At 60.9% G+C, this 18,481-nt stretch carries 18 protein-coding genes; 14 read left to right on the top strand and 4 right to left on the bottom strand.

Features of this window, described 5'->3' with window-relative positions:
* Nucleotides 1-2: 2 nt before the first annotated feature.
* The 13 genes from fdx (at nt 3) to BMW74_RS21445 (ending at nt 12,032) form a co-directional block, all read left to right on the top strand.
* Nucleotides 3-344 (top strand): ISC system 2Fe-2S type ferredoxin, encoded by a 342-nt coding sequence (fdx, locus tag BMW74_RS21505; protein WP_093426155.1) that lies wholly within the window; start codon nt 3-5, stop codon nt 342-344.
* Between the two features lie 14 nt (nt 345-358).
* Nucleotides 359-559 (top strand): Fe-S cluster assembly protein IscX, encoded by a 201-nt coding sequence (iscX, locus tag BMW74_RS21500; RefSeq protein ID WP_093426154.1) that lies wholly within the window; start codon nt 359-361, stop codon nt 557-559.
* A gap of 88 nt (nt 560-647) precedes the next feature.
* Nucleotides 648-1,073, top strand: coding sequence for a nucleoside-diphosphate kinase (ndk, locus tag BMW74_RS21495; RefSeq protein ID WP_007916882.1), 426 nt, complete (start codon nt 648-650; stop codon nt 1,071-1,073).
* A gap of 28 nt (nt 1,074-1,101) precedes the next feature.
* On the top strand, nt 1,102-2,250 hold the full coding sequence (gene rlmN, locus BMW74_RS21490; protein WP_093426153.1) for a dual-specificity RNA methyltransferase RlmN: 1,149 nt from the start codon (nt 1,102-1,104) through the stop codon (nt 2,248-2,250).
* A gap of 12 nt (nt 2,251-2,262) precedes the next feature.
* A complete protein-coding gene (gene pilW / locus BMW74_RS21485) occupies nt 2,263-3,021 on the top strand; it encodes a type IV pilus biogenesis/stability protein PilW (protein WP_093426152.1) in 759 nt (252 codons plus the stop codon).
* Entirely contained in the window at nt 3,021-4,031 is a 1,011-nt protein-coding gene (locus tag BMW74_RS21480; protein ID WP_093426151.1) for a RodZ domain-containing protein, read from the top strand. Before pilW ends, BMW74_RS21480 begins: the two co-directional genes overlap by 1 nt.
* Nucleotides 4,032-4,034: 3 nt before the next feature.
* Entirely contained in the window at nt 4,035-5,144 is a 1,110-nt protein-coding gene (gene ispG / locus BMW74_RS21475; protein WP_007944259.1) for a flavodoxin-dependent (E)-4-hydroxy-3-methylbut-2-enyl-diphosphate synthase, read from the top strand.
* A 22-nt stretch (nt 5,145-5,166) separates the two neighbouring features.
* Nucleotides 5,167-6,456: a histidine--tRNA ligase gene (hisS, locus tag BMW74_RS21470; protein WP_093426150.1), complete on the top strand. Its 1,290-nt coding sequence runs from the start codon at nt 5,167-5,169 to the stop codon at nt 6,454-6,456.
* Between the two features lie 40 nt (nt 6,457-6,496).
* Nucleotides 6,497-7,138, top strand: coding sequence for a tetratricopeptide repeat protein (locus tag BMW74_RS21465; RefSeq protein ID WP_093426149.1), 642 nt, complete (start codon nt 6,497-6,499; stop codon nt 7,136-7,138).
* On the top strand, nt 7,131-8,282 hold the full coding sequence (gene bamB, locus BMW74_RS21460; protein WP_093426148.1) for an outer membrane protein assembly factor BamB: 1,152 nt from the start codon (nt 7,131-7,133) through the stop codon (nt 8,280-8,282). The genes BMW74_RS21465 and bamB overlap by 8 nt, the downstream gene beginning before the upstream one ends.
* Before the next feature lie 211 nt (nt 8,283-8,493).
* The gene (der, locus tag BMW74_RS21455; protein ID WP_093426147.1) at nt 8,494-9,957 is read left to right on the top strand and encodes a ribosome biogenesis GTPase Der; all 1,464 of its coding nucleotides are present in this window, start codon (nt 8,494-8,496) and stop codon (nt 9,955-9,957) included.
* A gap of 144 nt (nt 9,958-10,101) precedes the next feature.
* Nucleotides 10,102-11,253 (top strand): pyridoxal phosphate-dependent aminotransferase, encoded by a 1,152-nt coding sequence (locus BMW74_RS21450; protein ID WP_093426146.1) that lies wholly within the window; start codon nt 10,102-10,104, stop codon nt 11,251-11,253.
* Nucleotides 11,241-12,032 carry an amidohydrolase gene (locus BMW74_RS21445; RefSeq protein WP_093426145.1) on the top strand — a complete coding sequence of 264 codons (792 nt, stop codon included), beginning with the start codon at nt 11,241-11,243 and terminating at the stop codon, nt 12,030-12,032. Before BMW74_RS21450 ends, BMW74_RS21445 begins: the two co-directional genes overlap by 13 nt.
* Nucleotides 12,033-12,202: 170 nt before the next feature.
* Here the strand turns inward: BMW74_RS21445 and leuA are convergent, their stop codons facing one another.
* The 4 genes from leuA to BMW74_RS21420 all read right to left on the bottom strand — a co-directional run bounded on the left by leuA (nt 12,203) and on the right by BMW74_RS21420 (nt 17,504).
* Complete coding sequence (leuA, locus tag BMW74_RS21440; protein ID WP_093426144.1) at nt 12,203-13,882, bottom strand: 2-isopropylmalate synthase; 1,680 nt, start codon at nt 13,880-13,882, stop codon at nt 12,203-12,205.
* Nucleotides 13,883-14,349: 467 nt separating this feature from the next.
* On the bottom strand, nt 14,350-15,171 hold the full coding sequence (locus BMW74_RS21430) for a M23 family metallopeptidase (RefSeq protein ID WP_093426143.1): 822 nt from the start codon (nt 15,169-15,171) through the stop codon (nt 14,350-14,352).
* 3 nt (nt 15,172-15,174) lie between these two features.
* Entirely contained in the window at nt 15,175-16,554 is a 1,380-nt protein-coding gene (gene xseA / locus BMW74_RS21425) for an exodeoxyribonuclease VII large subunit (protein WP_093426142.1), read from the bottom strand.
* 41 nt (nt 16,555-16,595) lie between these two features.
* Nucleotides 16,596-17,504 (bottom strand): LysR family transcriptional regulator, encoded by a 909-nt coding sequence (locus tag BMW74_RS21420; RefSeq protein WP_093426141.1) that lies wholly within the window; start codon nt 17,502-17,504, stop codon nt 16,596-16,598.
* Between the two features lie 102 nt (nt 17,505-17,606).
* Between BMW74_RS21420 and BMW74_RS21415 the strand changes: the two genes are divergently transcribed.
* Entirely contained in the window at nt 17,607-18,374 is a 768-nt protein-coding gene (locus BMW74_RS21415; protein ID WP_093426140.1) for a sulfite exporter TauE/SafE family protein, read from the top strand.
* Nucleotides 18,375-18,481 lie beyond the last annotated feature (107 nt).

The raw sequence follows: 18,481 nt of genomic DNA, 5'->3' as shown, positions 1-18,481 counted from the left end.
CGATGCCGCAGGTCATTTTTCTGCCACATGATAAGTTTTGCCCGGATGGCATGGTTGTGGAGGCTGAGCCCGGTACGTCCATCCTCGATCTGGCCCATGAACACCATATCGAGATGGAAAGCGCCTGTGGCGGCGTCTGCGCCTGCACTACCTGCCATTGCATCATCCGCGAAGGTTTCGACTCGCTGGAAGAGGCGGATGAGCTGGAAGAAGACTTTCTTGATCGGGCTTGGGGTCTGGAGGCGCAATCGCGTCTAGGCTGTCAGGCGATCGTCGGGACAGAAGACCTGACGGTCGAAATTCCGAAGTACTCGCTCAATCACGCCGCCGAAGCCCCACACTGATTCAAGGAATTGTCATGAGTCTGAAATGGACTGATGTACTGGAAATCGCCATCCAACTGGCTGAATCCAAGCCGGAAGTCGACCCAATGTCGGTTAACTTCGTCGACCTGCGCAAGTGGGTCATGGCGTTGCCCGAGTTCGACGATAAGCCTGAGCACTGCGGCGAAAAGATTCTGGAGGCCATTCAGGCCCACTGGATCGAAGAGCGCGACTGAAGCGCGCAGCAGGTTAGGCAATACCCAAGAACCCGCGTATAATTCGCGGGTTTAATTTTTCGCAAATTACCGTTTCTGGAGTTACACCATGGCTGTTCAACGTACTTTCTCCATCATCAAGCCTGACGCTGTTGCAAAAAACGTTATCGGCGAGATCACCACTCGTTTCGAAAAAGCTGGCCTGCGCGTTGTAGCTTCGAAACTCAAGCAACTGTCCAAAGCAGAAGCTGAAGGCTTCTACGCTGAGCACAGCGCTCGTGGTTTCTTCGGCGACCTGGTTGCTTTCATGATCTCCGGCCCAGTTGTCGTTCAGGTTCTGGAAGGCGAAAACGCTATCGCTCTGAACCGTGAGCTGATGGGCGCTACCAACCCTAAAGAAGCGGCTGCTGGCACCATCCGTGCTGACTTCGCTGACTCCATCGATGCCAACGCTGTACACGGTTCGGACTCCGAAGCCGCTGCTGCTCGCGAAATCTCGTACTTCTTCGCAGCTACTGAAGTAACCACTCGCTAAGCATTGGCTTAAGAGTGAAGGTGAATCCATGACTACATCGACTGTTAAAACTAACCTGCTGGGTCTGACTCAGCTGGAAATGGAAAAATTCTTCGACTCAATCGGGGAGAAGCGTTTCCGTGCCGGTCAGGTAATGAAGTGGATTCACCACTTTGGCGTCGATGATTTCGACGCCATGACGAACGTCAGCAAGGCCTTGCGTGACAAGCTCAAGGTTATTGCCGAAGTTCGTGGTCCCGAAGTGGTCAGCGAGGACATCTCCACCGACGGCACCCGTAAGTGGGTGGTACGCGTGGCGTCCGGCAGCTGTGTCGAGACCGTCTACATTCCCCAGGGCAAGCGCGGCACTTTGTGCGTTTCGTCCCAGGCTGGCTGTGCCCTGGATTGCAGTTTCTGCTCCACCGGCAAGCAAGGCTTCAATAGCAACCTTACCGCCGCCGAAGTCATCGGCCAGGTATGGATTGCCAACAAATCCTTTGGCAGTGTCCCGGCTACCGCCGACCGTGCCATCACCAACGTGGTGATGATGGGCATGGGTGAGCCGCTGCTGAACTTCGACAACGTCGTGGCTGCCATGCACTTGATGATGGACGATCTGGGCTACGGCATTTCCAAGCGCCGCGTGACCCTGTCGACCTCCGGCGTGGTACCGATGATCGATGAGCTGTCCAAGCACATTGACGTCTCCCTGGCGCTGTCGCTGCATGCACCCAATGACGCATTGCGTAACCAATTGGTGCCGATCAACAAGAAATATCCGCTTAAGATGCTCCTCGAGTCGTGCCAGCGCTACATGTCGTCCCTGGGCGAAAAGCGCGTGCTGACCATCGAGTACACCTTGCTCAAGGACATCAACGACAAGGTCGAGCATGCGGTCGAAATGATCGAACTGCTCAAGAACATCCCATGCAAGATCAACCTGATCCCGTTCAACCCGTTCCCGCACTCCGGGTACGAGCGTCCGAGCAATAACGCCATTCGTCGTTTCCAGGATCAGCTGCATCACGCCGGGTTCAATGTCACTGTACGTACCACCCGTGGCGAAGACATCGATGCCGCCTGTGGTCAATTGGTAGGACAGGTGCTGGATCGCACCCGTCGTAGCGAGCGTTATATCGCGGTGCGTGAATTGAGCGCCGAAAACGATATCGCGCAAGACGCTGCGAATCGTACTTAAGAGAGGATCTCTATGTCCCTGCGCGTTGCGCTGCTTGTGCTGTTGGCCAGTCTGTCGGCTGGTTGCGTCACCTCGGGTGATCCTGATCCGGTGAAGACCAGCAAGGGCCGTGACGAGGCGCGAGCCGCTTACGTGCAGTTGGGCATGGGGTATTTGCAAAAAGGCATGGCCGAGCAGGCGAAAGTACCGCTTGGCAAAGCCCTGGAACTCGATGGCTCGGACGCCGATGCCAACGCAGCCCTGGGGTTGGTGTTCCAGGTCGAAATGGAGCCGGACCTGGCCGAGCAGCACTTTCGCAAGGCGCTGGCGGTACGGCCCGGTGACGCGCGGATCCTGAACAACTACGGCAGCTTTCTTTTTGAGCAGCAACGCTACAAAGAAGCCTACGAGCGCTTTGAGCAGGCCAGCGCTGACAGTCTTTATCCTCAGCGTTCAAGGGTTTTCGAGAGCCTGGGGATGACGGCGGCGATGCTTGGCCAGCGTGACCTGGCCCGTCAGCAACTGGAAAAAGCCTTGCGCCTGAACCGCCAGCAACCGCGGGCGTTGCTGGAAATGGCTGAGTTGTCCTTCGAAGACAGGCATTATGTCCCCGCGCGTGACTATTACGACCGTTTTAGCCTGCTCGCCGAGCAAAATGCACGTAGTCTATGGCTCGGTGCTCGGTTGGCTGGCGTGTTCGATGAGCGCGACAAGGCCCAAAGCCTGGGCCTGCAATTAAAACGACTCTATCCCGGTACGCCGGAATATCAGCAATACCTGTCGGAGCAATGATGAAAGCGGCGCATCCCGAAGTTGTAGCAGCGAATCGCGTAAACCCCGGAGACGCCTTGCGTCAGGGTCGCGAAAGCAATGGTTGGTCGCTGGCTGAAGTGGCTCTGAAGCTCAATCTCACCACCAGTTCCTTGCAAAACCTTGAAGACGGCGCCTTCGACAAGTTGCCAGGGCATACCTTTGCCCGCGGTTATATCCGCGCCTACGCCAAGTTGCTCGGTGTCGATCAGGCGCCTCTGGTCTTGCAGTTCGACCAGCTCACAGGTACCGATGCCCAGGGTAGTAATGTGCACAGCCTTGGCCGCATCGAAGAGCCCTCGCGCGTTTCCCACACCATCTTGCGGATTGTCAGCCTGTTGTTGCTGATTGCCGTCATGGCGGCTGGTTTTGTCTGGTGGCAGGATCAAACCTCGCTGCGCACCAAGGACCTGATCGGCCTGAGCCCTGAGCACGTCGAAGTGGAAGGTGCCGATGGCACCACACGGATCCATCCCCTCGATGAGCGCGAAGACCAGGCCGTGGCAGAAGGGCAGCTTGAAGCTACGCCACTGGCATTACCTGAAGGCGTGCCTACCCCTCAGACTGAGGAGAGTACCGAGGCCCCCGTCGTGCCAGGTGCTGATCCGGTCGCTCCGCTAGTTGCTCCAGCCCACGCCCCTGTTGCACCGGTTGTCAGTGCCCCCATCGCTCCTGCCGTGCCCGCGGTTGTTGTACCAGTGCCAGTTGCCGCTGCCGCCCCCGTTACGCCGCCTGCCGCCCCGATTGCCGGAGCTGGCCAGGTGCAGATTCAGTTCGTCGCCGATTGCTGGACACAAGTGACCGACGGCAACGGCAAAGTGTTGTTGAGTGGCCTCAAGCGCAAGGGCGAAACCGTCGATGTCAGCGGTAAGCCGCCGTTCGCAGTGCGCCTGGGCTTTGCCCGGGGCGCGCAGGTCAGCTACAACGGGCAAGCGGTCGATTTAGCTCCGTTCACCAGTGGCGAGACTGCTCGCCTGAAGTTGGGTCAATAAGTCATGCACGGCGAATCTCCAATCAAACGTCGCGAATCGCGCAAGATCTGGGTCGGCAATGTACCGGTGGGCGGCGATGCGCCGATTGCCGTGCAAAGCATGACCAACAGTGATACCAACGATGTTGCCGCTACTGTGGCCCAGATCAATCGTCTGGAAGCCGCCGGCGTCGACATCGTACGGATTTCGGTGCCGGACATGGACGCCGCCGAGGCTTTCGGCAAGATCAAGCAATTGGTCAAGGTGCCCCTGGTCGCCGATATTCATTTCGACTACCGGATCGCCTTGCGGGTGGCCGAGCTGGGCGTCGATTGCCTGCGGATCAACCCGGGCAATATCGGCCGCGAAGATCGTGTGCGCGCGGTGGTCGATGCCGCCCGTGATCGTGGGATCCCGATCCGGATCGGCGTCAACGCCGGTTCCTTGGAAAAAGACCTGCAAAAGAAATACGGCGAGCCCACGCCTGCGGCGCTCGTCGAGTCGGCGCTGCGTCATGTCGAGCACCTCGAACGCCTGAACTTCCAGGACTTCAAGGTCAGCGTGAAGGCTTCGGACGTGTTCATGGCCGTCGAAGCCTACCGCCTGCTGGCCAAGGAAATCGTCCAGCCGCTGCACCTGGGGATCACCGAAGCCGGTGGATTGCGTTCAGGCACAGTGAAATCCGCCGTGGGCCTCGGTATGCTGCTCGCCGAAGGGATTGGCGATACTATTCGCATCTCGTTGGCGGCTGACCCGGTCGAGGAAGTGAAAGTCGGCTACGACATTCTCAAGTCCCTGCACCTGCGTTCCCGTGGGATCAACTTCATCGCCTGCCCGAGCTGCTCGCGGCAGAACTTCGATGTGGTCAAGACCATGAACGAACTGGAAGGGCGACTCGAAGACCTGTTGGTGCCATTGGATGTCGCCGTGATCGGTTGCGTGGTCAACGGTCCCGGCGAAGCCAAGGAAGCCCACATCGGCCTGACTGGCGGTACGCCGAACCTGATTTACATCGACGGCAAGCCGTCGCAGAAATTGACGAATGACAATCTGGTGGATGAGCTGGAACGGCTGATCCGCCAGAAAGCGGCCGAAAAGGTCGAAGCCGACGCGGCAGTTATCGCCCGTGGCTGATCGAACGAATTAAGGAATTTTTGTGAGCAAGTCTCTGCAAGCCATTCGTGGCATGAACGACATCCTGCCCGAACAGACCCCGCTGTGGCGTCATTTCGAAGGCACTGTTTCGCGTCTGCTGGATAACTACGGTTACAAGCAGATTCGCATGCCGATCGTCGAGTTCACCGAGCTGTTCAAGCGCTCGATCGGTGAAGTGACCGACATCGTCGAAAAAGAGATGTACACCTTCGACGACCGTAACGGCGACTCCCTGACCCTGCGCCCCGAAGGCACGGCAGCCTGCGTGCGTGCAGTGCTGGAACACGGCATCACCGGCGGTGGCCAGGTGCAGAAGCTCTGGTACATCGGCCCGATGTTTCGTCACGAGCGTCCACAAAAAGGTCGCTATCGCCAGTTCCACCAGATCGGGGTTGAAGTGTTCAACCTGGACGGCCCGGACATCGACGCCGAACTGATCGTGCTGACCTGGCGCCTGTGGGGCGAGCTGGGTATCCGCGATGCGGTCAAGCTGGAACTCAACAGCCTGGGCACCAGCGAGTCCCGTGGCCGTTACCGTGAAGCGCTGGTCGAGTACTTGTCCGCCCACCTGGACAAGCTGGACGAAGACAGCCAGCGCCGACTGAAAACCAACCCGCTGCGGGTACTCGACACCAAGAACGCCGATACCCAGGCCGTGTTGGTCGATGCCCCGAAGATGGCTGACTACCTCGACGATGAGTCCCGTGCGCACTTCGAAGGCCTCAAGGCTCGCCTGGACGCTGCCGGCATCCCTTATGTAATCAACCCGAAGTTGGTGCGTGGGCTGGATTACTACAGTAAAACCGTATTCGAATGGGTCACCGATAAACTCGGTGCCCAGGGCACCGTCTGTGCGGGCGGTCGTTACGACGGCCTGGTCGAGCAGATGGGCGGCAAACCGACCTCCGGGGTTGGTTTTGCCATGGGTATCGAGCGTCTGGTTCTGCTGCTGGAAACCCTGGAGCAGATCCCGGCAGAAATCTCCCGCCAGGTGGACGTCTACCTCTGTGCCTTCGGTGAAGAAGCAGAGTTGGCAGGCCTGGTCTTGGCCGAACGTGTTCGGGATCAACTGCCCAACCTGCGCCTGCAAGTCAATGCTGGCGCCGGCAGCTTCAAAAGCCAGTTCAAGAAAGCCGACAAGAGCGGTGCACTGTTTGCACTGATCCTCGGTGACGAAGAAATGGCCCAGCAAGTGGTAGGCGTCAAACCCCTGCGTGGCCAGGGCGAACAACAAAGCATTGCCTGGGATGCGCTCGCCGCTCACCTGGCCACCTGCGTCGTGCAGGGTTGAAGCTGTCAAACAGCCGATTTAGCGAATAAGGAGTATTGGGGTGTCGAGTACCGAAGATGAACAACTGGCAGATTTGAAGGACTGGTGGACGCGCAACGGTAAACCCCTGGTCACTGGCGGCCTGTTGGCGCTGGTCATCGTGTTCGGCTGGCAGGCATTTCACAAGTATCAGAGCAACCAGTCGCAAGGTGCCTCGATGCTCTATCAGGAACTGCTGGAAACCACGTTGACGCCGGACGGCAAGCCCGACGCGGCCCGTGTGGCAGACCTGGCCAACAAGCTCAACAGCGAGTTCGGCGGCAGCGCCTACGCGCAATACGGCAGCCTGTTCGTGGCCAAGGTCGCGGTCGACAGCGGCAAGCTCGACGATGCGGCCACTGCTCTCAAGGCGGTAGCCGACAAACCGGCCAACGCAACCCTAGGTGAAGTGGCGCGTCAGCGTCTGGCCCAAGTGTTGTCGGCGCAGGGCAAGCTTGACGAAGCACTGAAGCTGCTCGAAGGCGATGCGGACAAGGCATTCCTGGCGACTCGCGAGGAACTCAAGGGCGACCTGCTGGTCCAGTTGGGTCGTGCCGATGAAGCGCACGCGGCGTATCAAAAGGCTAAAGCTGCACTGTCGGATGAAGCGGCAGTAGGCGGCCTACAAATCAAGCTGGACGACCTGGCCAAAGGGGATGCGTGACGTGATTCGTTGGAAACATGCAGCATTGCTGGCTCTGGCCGTTCTGGCCGCGGGTTGCAGCAGCAACAGCAAAAAAGAACTGCCACCGGCTGAGCTGGTCGACTTCAAAGAAGAAGTGGTCCTGCAAAAGCAGTGGAGCCGTTCGATCGGTGACGGTCAGGGCGAAACCTACAACATGCTGGTGCCGGCGATTGACGGCGATACCATCTATGCCGGTGACGTCAATGGCCTGGTTGTCGCGATGGATCGCAACAACGGTGACGTCAAGTGGAAGAAAGAACTTGAGCTGTCTGTTTCCGGCGCCGTAGGCGTTGGTTACGGCCTGGTCATGGTCGGTACGCTCAAGGGTGAAGTGATTGCCCTCGACGCCAGCAGTGGCGAAGAAAAATGGCGCGCCCGGGTGACCAGCGAAGTGCTGGCGCCGCCGGCCAACAACGGTGACGTGGTGGTGGTGCAAACCCAGGACGATCGTCTGATCGGCCTGGATGCCACCACTGGCAACCAGCGTTGGTTGTACGACAGTTCCCCGGCGGTCCTGACCTTGCGTGGCACCAGTGCGCCGGTCGTGACTAATCACCTGGCGTTGGCGGGGCTGTCGACCGGTAAGGTCGTGGCGCTGAACATCGATAACGGTGTGCCTGTCTGGGAAACCCGCGTAGCCATTCCACAAGGTCGTTCGGAGCTGGATCGCGTGGTCGACATCGACGGCGGCCTGCTGGTGTCGGGTGACAAAGTCTACGTTGCCAGCTACCAGGGACGCGTTGCGGCACTGGACCTGCAGAGCGGCCGTCAGTTGTGGCAGCGTGATGCTTCCAGCTATGCCGGTGTGGCCCAGGGTTTTGGTACCGTCTACGTCAGCCTGTCCTCGGGCACGGTTGAAGGCGTCGACGAGCGTTCCACCACTGCGTTGTGGACCAACGATTCGTTGGCTCGTCGTCAGTTGTCGGCACCGGAAGTGTTTTCCAGCTACGTTGCAGTCGGTGACCTGGAAGGTTACCTGCACCTGCTGAGTCAAGTGGACGGTCGCTTTGTCGGCCGCGAGCGCATCGACAGCGATGGCCTTCGTGCCCGTCCGCTGGTGGTGGGTGACACGATTTATGTATTTGGCAACAGTGGCAAACTGGAAGCCCTGACCATCAAGTAACAACTATGCTTGGGGTTGAACCCCCAGGCGGCTTCACCTGTGGGGGCGAGCCCGCTCGCGATAGACGTCAACGATGACGCGTAAAGCCTGTAGATACGCGGTGTTGTAACGTTTTTCGCGAGCGGGCTCGCTCCCACAGTGCTGCCCCGAGCACCAGCCGCTGCCTCGCAGCGGCTTTTGTATTTTCTGAAATAACGAAGTGGAGAGCCGCATGGTTCCCGTAATCGCCCTGGTGGGCCGACCGAACGTCGGCAAGTCCACCATGTTCAACCGCCTGACCAAAAGCCGCGACGCTATTGTCGGCGACCTTTCCGGTCTGACCCGTGATCGCCAATACGGTGAGGCAAAGTGGCAAGGGCGCTCCTACATCCTGGTCGACACCGGCGGTATTTCCGGTGACGAACACGGCATGGACGAAAAGATGGCCGAGCAGTCGCTGCTGGCCATTGAAGAAGCCGATGTCGTGCTGTTCCTGGTAGACGCCAAGGCTGGTTTCACGGCCGCCGACCAGATGATTGCCGAGCACTTGCGCAAGCGCAACAAACGCTCCCTGTTGGTGGCCAACAAGATCGACAACATCGATCCTGAGATGGCTCGCGCCGAATTCGCCCCCCTGGGCATGGGCCACGCCATTGGCGTTGCCGGTGCACAAGGTCGCGGTGTGAACACCCTGCTGGAAGCCGCCTTGAGCGATTTCCCGCGTGATACCGACGAAGAGGACCTGAACGCCGACGTCGCCGAAGGCGAAGAAGCGGTTCGGATTCCGGGCCCGAGCGAAAAAGATGGCATCAAGATTGCCATCATCGGTCGTCCCAACGTCGGCAAGTCGACCCTGGTCAACCGCATGCTCGGTGAAGACCGGGTTATCGTCTACGACGAACCGGGCACCACCCGCGACAGCATCTACATCCCGTTCGAGCGTAACGAAGAAAAGTACACGCTGATCGACACCGCGGGTGTGCGCAAGCGCGGCAAGATCCACGAGGAAGTTGAAAAGTTCTCGGTGGTCAAGACCCTGCAAGCGATCAAAGACGCCAACGTGGTGATCTTCGTGATGGACGCCCGCGAAGGCGTGGTTGATCACGACCTCAACTTGCTGGGCTTTGCCCTGGAAGCCGGTCGCGCCATCGTTATTGCGCTGAACAAATGGGATGGCATGACGCCTTCCGAGCGTGACTACGTGAAGATCGAACTGGAGCGACGGTTGTTCTTCGTCGACTTCGCCGACATCCACTTCATCTCGGCGTTGCATGGCACTGGCGTGGGCAACCTGTACCAATCGGTGCAGAACTCGTTCAAGTCGGCGATCACGCGCTGGCCGACCAACCGTCTGACCCAGATCCTCGAAGATGCGGTTGGCGAGCACGCGCCGCCGATGGTCAACAACCGTCGGATCAAGCTGCGTTATGCCCACTTGGGTGGTGCCAACCCGCCGCTGATCGTGATCCACGGTAACCAGATCGAGAAGGTTCCAAACTCCTACGTTCGTTACCTGGAAAACACCTATCGCCGAGTCTTGAAGCTGGTCGGTACGCCGATCCGCATCGAGTTCAAAGGTGGCGAGAACCCGTACGAATCGAAGAAGAACTCGCTCACAGACCGTCAGGTCAACAAGAAGCGTCGCTTGATGACACACCACAAAAAAGCCGACAAGAAGCGCCGCGACAAGAAGTAACAGGGCTGGCGCCGGTTATCTAGCGCCGCTCACTCCACAAAACAGGGCCCTCGTTCGGGGCCCTTTTTTGTGCCTGGAGGTTTGTCGCTTGACCACTCGGTGCCTGCAGCTTAAAACTTGCTGTTCACCTGCAGGGGCCCACCGATGATCACCAGCAAGCTGCCGAATGTCGGCATTACCATCTTCACGCAAATGTCTCAGCTCGCGGCGCAAACTGGCGCGCTCAACCTGTCCCAGGGGTTCCCCGATTTTGATGGCCCGCAAGCGCTGCGCGATGCGGTGGGGCGGCACATTGCGAGCGGCCACAATCAGTATTCGCCGATGACCGGCCTGCCGGCGTTGCGTGAGCAGGTGGCGGCCAAGATTGCCCGTAGCTATGGCGCCAACGTGGATGCCGATACCGAAGTGACCATCACCCCTGGCGCAACCCAGGCAATCTTCTGTGCGATTCAGGCGGTTATCCACCGCGGTGACGAAGTGATCGTGTTTGATCCGGCCTATGACAGCTATGAGCCTTCGGTGGCCCTGGCTGGCGGTCGTTGTGTGCATGTGCAACTGGGCGTGAAAGACTTCGCCATCGACTTCGAGCAGCTCAAGCAAGCGCTGAGCCCGCGCACGCGGATGATCATCCTCAACTCGCCCCATAACCCCAGTGGCGCGCTGATTTCCCGCGCCGAGCTGGACCAGTTGGCCGAGTTGATCCGCGACCGTGATGACCTCTATATCGTCAGCGACGAAGTGTATGAACACCTGGTTTATGACGGCGTGGCCCATGCCAGTGTGCTGGCCCATGAAGAGCTGTATCAGCGCGCCTTTGTGGTCAGCTCGTTCGGCAAGACTTATCACGTCACGGGCTGGAAGACCGGCTATGTGGTCGCGCCCCCGGCACTCACCGCCGAGCTGCGCAAGGTGCACCAGTACGTCAGCTTCTGCGGCGTGACGCCTTTGCAGTACGCCTTGGCCGACTACATGGCCGAACACCCTGAGCATGTCGAAGAGCTGCCGGGTTTCTACCAGGCCAAGCGCGACCTGTTCTGTGACCTGCTGGCACCTTCACGCTTTAGCTTCAGCAAGGTCACCGGAACTTACTTCCAACTGGTCGACTACTCGCAGATTCGCCCGGACCTCAATGACGTCGACATGGCCCTGTGGATGACTCGCGAACACGGCGTGGCGGCGATCCCGGTGTCGGTGTTCTACCAGGACCCGCCCAAGGAGCAGCGCCTGGTGCGCCTGTGCTTTGCCAAACGTGAGGAGACGCTGCGCCAGGCGGCGGAAAAACTATGCGTGATCTAAGTGCACTGCCCAATCTCAACGTCGCATTGATCCAGACCACGCTGGTCTGGCATGACCGCCAGGCCAACCTTGAACACTTCGAGGTATTGCTTGAGCAGGCGCGGGGGTCGGACCTGATTATCCTGCCGGAGATGTTCACCACCGGTTTTTCCATGGCCTCGGAAACCCTTGCGGAAGCTGAAAACGGGCCGACCAGCCAGTGGCTGCGCGCGCAGGCTGCGAAGCTGGATGCGGTAATCACTGGCAGCGTGATCATCCAGGCAGCCGATGGCAGCCACCGTAATCGGCTGCTGTGGGCGCGACCGGACGGGGAGCTGTGGCACTACGACAAGCGCCACCTGTTCCGCATGGCGGGTGAGCACAACCACTACACCCCCGGCGAGCGTCAGATGCAGTTCGAGATCAAGGGCTGGCGAGTGCGGCCATTGATTTGCTATGACCTGCGTTTCCCGGCGTGGAGCCGCGACGCGCACGACACCGACCTGCTGCTGTACACCGCGAACTGGCCCGGGGCGCGACGCATGCATTGGAATCGGCTGTTGCCCGCGCGGGCGATCGAGAACCTGTGCTACGTCGCCGCCGTGAACCGCATTGGCACCGACGGCAAAGGCTTTGCCTATAGCGGCGACAGCCAGGTCCTGGATTACCAGGGCGAGACCTTGCTCAATGCAGGCGAAGCCGATGGCGTGTTCAAGGTGACGTTGGACGCCGCCGAACTGGCCGCCTACCGCACACGGTTCCCGGCGAACCTGGATGCCGATACCTTCGTGTTCACCTGAGATCTTGATTGCTGGATAGACCGCTTTCGCGAGCAGGCTCGCTCCCACGCCGAACCCTTGTGGGAGCGAGCCTGTTCGCGAAGCAGCCCCAACGGGCAGCACAAAACCACCCACCAAACAAAAGGCCCCGAGGTTCTCACCCCGGGGCCTTTTGCGTGACGGCTAGCGTGTTACGCCGCCTTGGCCTGCGGCTGGCTCAGGGAGCGGTTCAGCGCGCTGAACAGGGCCTTGAAGCTGGCGGTGGTGATGTTCTCATCGATGCCCACGCCGTGGACTGCGCGTTCGCCGTTCACCCGCAGCTCAATGTAGGCCGCTGCCTTGGCGTTGGTGCCCGCGCCGATGGCGTGTTCGTTGTAGTCCATGATTTCCACGGGGATCGGCAAGCCGGCCACCAGGGCTTCCAGGGCGCCGTTGCCCTTGCCGCGCCAGTGCAGGTTGGTTTCGCCCTGGCCCTTGCTCGACACTTCGACTTCGACGGTGCTGTGGCCGTTCTCTTCCTGCAAGCGATGGCTGACCAGCGCGTACGGGGTGTTGGCCTGCAAGTACTCGCTGTGCAACAGCGCGTGGATCTGCTGGGCGGTCATTTCCAGGCCCAGGCGGTCGGTCTCGCGTTGGACCACTTGGCTGAACTCGATCTGCATCCGGCGCGGCAGGTTGATGCCGTACTCCTGCTCCAGCAGGTAGGCGATCCCACCCTTGCCGGACTGGCTGTTGACGCGGATCACCGCCTCATAGCTGCGACCGATGTCGGCCGGGTCGATTGGCAAGTACGGCACTTCCCACAGGGCGTCCGGTTGCTGCTGGGCGAAGCCCTTGCGGATGGCATCCTGGTGCGAACCGGAGAATGCGGTGTGAACCAGGTCGCCGACATACGGGTGACGTGGGTGCACCGGGATCTGGTTGCACTCCTCGACAACTTTACGCACGCCGTCGATGTCGGAGAAGTCCAGCTCAGGGTCCAGGCCCTGGGTGTACATATTCAGTGCCACGGTCACCAGGTCGACGTTACCGGTGCGCTCGCCGTTGCCGAACAGGCAGCCTTCGACGCGGTCGGCACCGGCCATCAGGCCCAGCTCGGTGGCGGCAACGCCGGTGCCACGGTCGTTGTGGGTGTGCAGGCTGATCAGCACGCTGTCACGGCGGTTGATGTGCCGGCCGAACCACTCGATCTGGTCGGCGTAGATGTTCGGCGTGGCGCACTCAACGGTGGCGGGCAGGTTGAGGATCATCTTGTGCGAAGGGCTCGGGTTCCAGACCTCGATCACCGCGTCGCAGACTTCCTTGGCGAACTCCAGCTCGGTGGCGCTGAACGTCTCCGGCGAGTACTCGAAGGTCCATTGGGTTTCGGGTTGCATGGCCGCGTACTTGACGAACAGCTTGGCCGCGCTGACCGCGATCTCCTTGATGCCGTCCTTGTCTTGATTGAAGACAATCCGGCGGAAGGACGGGGAGGTGGCGTTGTACAGGTGGACAATGGCCTTTTTCGCCCCGCGCAGGGATTCGAAGGTGCGCGCGATCAAGTCTTCACGGCCCTGGGTCAGCACCTGGATGGTGGTGTCGTCCGGGATGTGGCCGTCTTCGATCAGGGTGCGCACGAAGTCGAAGTCGGTTTGCGAGGCCGCCGGGAAGGAGGCTTCGATTTCTTTCACGCCCACCGATACCAGGGTTTTCCAGAAGCGCAGCTTTTTCGCCGCGTCCATTGGCTCGATCAACGACTGGTTGCCGTCGCGCAGGTCAGAGCTGCACCAGATCGGTGCCGCGGTGATGGTCTTCGACGGCCAGGTGCGATCCGGGATGTCGATGGTCGGGAAGGCGCGGTACTTGGACGATGGGTCTTTGAGCATGCTCATCTGGAAATCCTTATTGTGTTGGCCGAAAAAAGGCGGCCTGCCGGTGGATCAAAAAAGCGTGGGGCAAAACGAGGGGCGAGGCACAGCGATTCAGCTTGGCAGTCGTGCGCTGACGAGGCACAGGCTGCGGTGCTGGCGAAGCTGAATGAGGGTGTGAGAGGTTTTCATGCCTTCAACCCTAACCGCGGTGACGGAGGATGGCAAGCAGTCGAAAAACTTTGAGAGAAATACTCGGGAAGCGCTTTTTATCGAGATTTTATTGCGGTGATCGCAGGCGAATGTCTGGATGTTTGCGTGGGGCTAGGCTGTGGCGCAATTGAGGTTTTTCCCCGCCTTGGTTGCTCGGTGTCGTTGCGAGTGTCTTCGCGAGCAGGCTCGCTCCCACATGAACGCTCAGGTGCACGCAGGATACCGGCCCCTGTGGGAGCGAGCCTGCTCGCGAAAAGGCCGGTCACTTCAGCGAAGACTCAGGGCTGGAACGCGCCAATAAAGATCGCCGGATCAACCCGGGCATCGTTGAGGCTGATGTTCCAATGCATGTGCGGCCCGGTCGCTCGGCCCGTGGCGCCGACCTTGCCCACCACGGCGCCGCGGGCCAATGGCTGGCCGACGTTCACGTCGATCTTCGACAGGTGGCAGAACATGCTGATAAAGCCCTGGCCGTGGTCGACGAACACGGTCTTGCCATTGAAGAAGTAGTTGCCGATCAGGATCACCTTGCCCGCCGCCGGGGTCTTGACCGGCGTGCCGGCCGGTACGGCGAAGTCCAGGCCGGAGTGGGGATTGCGCTCTTCGCCGTTGAAGAAACGTCGGACACCGAACTTGCTCGACAACGGCCCGTTGACCGGCTTGTCCAGCAACACATTGCTCGGGGTATTAGGGCTGAAGGTGCGGTAGGCGCTGATCTGTTCGGCCAGTTCGCCCTCGATGCGCTTGAGGTTCGCCGGGTTCGGATTGACCTGTTGGGTGTTCTTCAGGGTGATGCGCTGTTCCGGGTATTGCTTGGGGCCGACGGTGAAGCTCAGGTTGCGACCGGCGCTGCTGATCTGCTGGGTGCCGGGTTTGACCGCCAGGGGAATGCCGACAATCGCCAGCCACGTGGCCTGTTCCTTGATCACCAGCACCGGTTTGCCCTGATAGCTGGCCTTGGGCGCCTGGCTCGAGGCGCCCAGGTTGACCACTGCCACGCCACCGGGCACCGGCTTGTTGAGCAGGCGGGTGATGTAGCTGTCGGCGTGGGCATTGACGCTCAGGCACAGCAGGAACAACAGGCTAAGAACACGTGGCATGGATCAATCCAGTAGAGAGAGGGTGACAGGTGTCAGGTGGTTGTCTTCGACCCGCACCTGCAGTTCGCCTTCGCCCAGTCGGGCTTTCAGGCGTTGGCCGTTGTGGGTCTGCGCGGCGTCGCGGATCGCGTTGCCGCGCTCATCCAGGAGGATGCTGTAGCCCCGGCCCAGGGTGGCCAGTGGGCTGACCACATGCAGCGTCTGCACCTGGGTTTGCAGTTGCAGGCGCCGGGCCTTGAGGCCTTCGCGCATCGAGCGCGGCAAGCGTTCGGCGAGGCTGTCCAGGCGCTGGCGCAGCATCGCCAGTTGCCGCCCTGGATGTTGCGCGGCGAGGCGGGTGTCCAGGCGAATCAGGCGTTCGCGACGGGTGTTGAGGCTACGCTCGAAGGCTCGGCGCAGGCGCATGTCCAGATCGTCCAGGCGTTGCGCTTGCTGGCGCAGGCGCTCACCGGGGTGACGCAGGCGCCGGGACATACCCTCCAGGCGCAGGCGGTCGCGCATCAAGCGGTCGCGCATGCGCATCACCAGGCGGCGATGCAGGCTCTCGACCCGGCGTACCAGGTCAGCGGAGTCGGGGGCCAGCAGTTCGGCGGCGGCCGACGGCGTGGGCGCGCGGACGTCGGCGACAAAGTCGCTGATCGACACATCGGTTTCATGGCCGATGGCGCTGACGATAGGGGTCACGCAAGCATCCACCGCTCGGGCCACGGCCTCTTCGTTGAAGCACCAGAGGTCCTCCAGCGAACCACCACCGCGGGCCAGGATCAACGCATCGAAACCCCGCGCGTCCGCGAGTGCAAGGGCGCGGACGATCTGCGCGGTGGCTTCGCGGCCCTGCACGGCCGTGGGGATCAAGGTCAGTTGCACCTGAGGCGCCCGGCGCCGGAACACGCTGATGATGTCGCGTATCACCGCGCCCGTGGGTGAGCTGATGATGCCGATGCGTTGCGGATGCGCCGGCAGCGGGACTTTGCGCTCGGCGCTGAACAGGCCTTCGGCACTGAGCTTTTCCTTCAAGGCATCGAAGGCCAGGCGCAGGGCGCCGTCGCCGGCCGGCTCCACGGTGTCGAGGATCAGTTGGTAGTCACCACGGCCTTCGAACAGCGAGACCTTGCCCCGGACCTTGACCGCCAGGCCATCTTTCAGTGCCTGGCGCACCCGCGCGGCGTTCTGCCGGAACAGCGCGCACCGCACCTGGGCGCCGCTGTCCTTGAGGGTGAAGTACACGTGACCCGAGGCCGGGCGGGCGAGGTTGGAGATTTCGCCTTCGACCCAGATGTTGCTGAACACGTCTTCGAGCAACACCCGCGCACGGCCGTTGAGTTGGCTGACCGTCAGGACTTCGCGGTCCAGGCCCAGTCTTGCAAAGGGATCTTTAATCATGGGGCGCAGTTTAATGGCATTTGCCGCGCTGTCTCCATGATTCAACACAAATCCGCCGTGGGCGCGCCGGTGCACACGTTTATGAAGTGTTGAACCAGTGCCGTAGGACCTTGCCGATGGGCGAGGGCGACCGTGCTGTGGCAATCCGTATCGGCCAGGGCCAGGAAATGGATGCCTGGCGGGGCAATGTCCTGCATCGATTCGGGCAGCAGCGCGACGCCGAACCCGGCCTGGATCAGTTGCAGCTGCGTGGTCTTGCGCGACATCACTCGCGCCGCCTTGGGAAAGAAGCCCTGGCGCATGCACAACTCGGCAGACAGATAGCTGAGCCCACCACGCTGCGGGTGCGGGATCGATATGAAGGCTTCGTCCTTCAAGTGGGCCAGGTCGATGGCCGGGTACTTATCCACCGCCAGTCGGTGGCCTGGCGGAACCGCCAGCAACAGGCGCTCGCGGTACAGCGGCACGACCTGAACGCCTGCCCGTTGGCGCAGCACTGGCAGGCGCAGCAGCCCGACATCCAGGCGGCCCTCGGCCAGCGCGTCCAACTGGGCCTCGGAGGAGAGTTTGGCGATGTCCATCGACACACCGGGGTGCCGGCCGAGGTAGTCGCTGATCGCGTCGAGCAACCGGCCGCTCATCGGCACCGTGCTGGAATGGCTCAAGCGCAAGGTGCCCAGTTGCCCGGTGCCGACGTGGGTCGCCAGTTCGCTGGCCTTGGTCAATTCGGTCAACAGGCTGCGGGCCCGCGGGTAAAAGGCTTCGCCGGCGGCGGTCAGGCGTGGCTGGCGAGCGGTGCGTTCGAACAGCGGGGTGTTGAGTTGGGCTTCCATCTCCTTGATCTGCCGACTGAGGGCCGACTGGGCGATGAACAAGCGTTCGGCGGCGGCACTGAAACTGCCGGTCTCGGCAATTTCGACGAAGTAACGCAGTTGGCGAGTAGACAGCACAAGTCATGCCTTTTTGAGATGGGTTGGTGGCTTATTGGATATTAGTCGCAAGGCTCGCCGCTGGCTAAAGTCCTTTCACCGGGATTGAAGGAAGACGAACCGATGAGTGTGCTCGCACTGTTGCAGCAATGGCCGTTTGGCCCCATGGACTGGCTGGTGATGGGTGCGGGGATCGTCCTGGCCTACATCGTATTTGGCATCGCGGGCTTTGGCACGGCGTTGGTGGCGGGGCCGATCCTGATCCTGTTCATGCCGCTGTCAACCATCATCCCCTTGCTGGTGCTGCTGGATTTCATCGCGGCATTCGGCAATCTGCTGCCTTCGCGCCGTGAGGTGGCCCGGCCCGAACTGTTGCGCTTGCTGCCGTGCATGGCGCTGGGTTGCACGCTGGGGGTGGTGTTCTTGCTCAACCTCAAGTCCGATCTGTTGTTGCTGTTGATGGGACTGTTCCTCAGTGCCTACGCGATCTACAGCCTGTGGGTGACGGTGCGGCCTGCGCAGTTGTCCGCCGTCTGGGCGATTCCGATGGGCACGGTGGGCGGCCTGTTCGGGGCCTTGTTCGGCAGTGGCGGCTTCTTGTATGCCCTCTACCTGAACAGCCGCCTGCCCAAGGACGCCGCCCGCGCCACGCAAAGTGCGCTGATCAGTTGCAGCACGGTGGTGCGCCTGAGCCTGTTTGCGCTGGCGGGGGTGTATGCCGAGCTATCCTTGCTGGTGCTGGCGTTGTGTCTGCTGCCGGCCATGGCCCTGGGGCTGTGGGTCGGCCGGCGATTGACGCTGAAATTGTCCCGCGAGGCCTTTGTGCGTCTGGTGACCTGGCTGGTCCTGGCCAGTGGCATGGCCCTGCTGGTTCGTTACTTCAGTGCTTGACCTGTGGGGCTCAGGGATTAAGCTGCCGGCCGCAAATCTTGTGGGAGCGAGCCTGCTCGCGAAAGCGGTTTAACATCCAATCGTGTTGTTGGCTGGCATACCGCCTT

The organism is Pseudomonas sp. ok272, from assembly GCF_900109995.1.
GTDB lineage: Bacteria > Pseudomonadota > Gammaproteobacteria > Pseudomonadales > Pseudomonadaceae > Aquipseudomonas.
The sequence above is the reverse complement of the archived record's forward strand: the minus strand, read 5'-3'. Positions and strand labels throughout refer to the sequence as shown.

What these genes read in the sequence shown, in the direction of transcription:
- leuA (WP_093426144.1), bottom strand. Translation starts at nt 13,882, where the DNA reads ATGAGCATGCTCAAAGACCCATCGTCCAAGTACCGCGCCTTCCCGACC.
- rlmN (WP_093426153.1), top strand. Translation starts at nt 1,102, where the DNA reads ATGACTACATCGACTGTTAAAACTAACCTGCTGGGTCTGACTCAGCTG.
- BMW74_RS21480 (WP_093426151.1), top strand. Translation starts at nt 3,021, where the DNA reads ATGAAAGCGGCGCATCCCGAAGTTGTAGCAGCGAATCGCGTAAACCCC.
- der (WP_093426147.1), top strand. Translation starts at nt 8,494, where the DNA reads ATGGTTCCCGTAATCGCCCTGGTGGGCCGACCGAACGTCGGCAAGTCC.
- xseA (WP_093426142.1), bottom strand. Translation starts at nt 16,554, where the DNA reads ATGATTAAAGATCCCTTTGCAAGACTGGGCCTGGACCGCGAAGTCCTG.
- BMW74_RS21415 (WP_093426140.1), top strand. Translation starts at nt 17,607, where the DNA reads ATGAGTGTGCTCGCACTGTTGCAGCAATGGCCGTTTGGCCCCATGGAC.
- iscX (WP_093426154.1), top strand. Translation starts at nt 359, where the DNA reads ATGAGTCTGAAATGGACTGATGTACTGGAAATCGCCATCCAACTGGCT.
- ispG (WP_007944259.1), top strand. Translation starts at nt 4,035, where the DNA reads ATGCACGGCGAATCTCCAATCAAACGTCGCGAATCGCGCAAGATCTGG.
- BMW74_RS21445 (WP_093426145.1), top strand. Translation starts at nt 11,241, where the DNA reads ATGCGTGATCTAAGTGCACTGCCCAATCTCAACGTCGCATTGATCCAG.
- fdx (WP_093426155.1), top strand. Translation starts at nt 3, where the DNA reads ATGCCGCAGGTCATTTTTCTGCCACATGATAAGTTTTGCCCGGATGGC.
- BMW74_RS21430 (WP_093426143.1), bottom strand. Translation starts at nt 15,171, where the DNA reads ATGCCACGTGTTCTTAGCCTGTTGTTCCTGCTGTGCCTGAGCGTCAAT.
- pilW (WP_093426152.1), top strand. Translation starts at nt 2,263, where the DNA reads ATGTCCCTGCGCGTTGCGCTGCTTGTGCTGTTGGCCAGTCTGTCGGCT.
- bamB (WP_093426148.1), top strand. Translation starts at nt 7,131, where the DNA reads ATGCGTGACGTGATTCGTTGGAAACATGCAGCATTGCTGGCTCTGGCC.
- BMW74_RS21450 (WP_093426146.1), top strand. Translation starts at nt 10,102, where the DNA reads ATGATCACCAGCAAGCTGCCGAATGTCGGCATTACCATCTTCACGCAA.
- ndk (WP_007916882.1), top strand. Translation starts at nt 648, where the DNA reads ATGGCTGTTCAACGTACTTTCTCCATCATCAAGCCTGACGCTGTTGCA.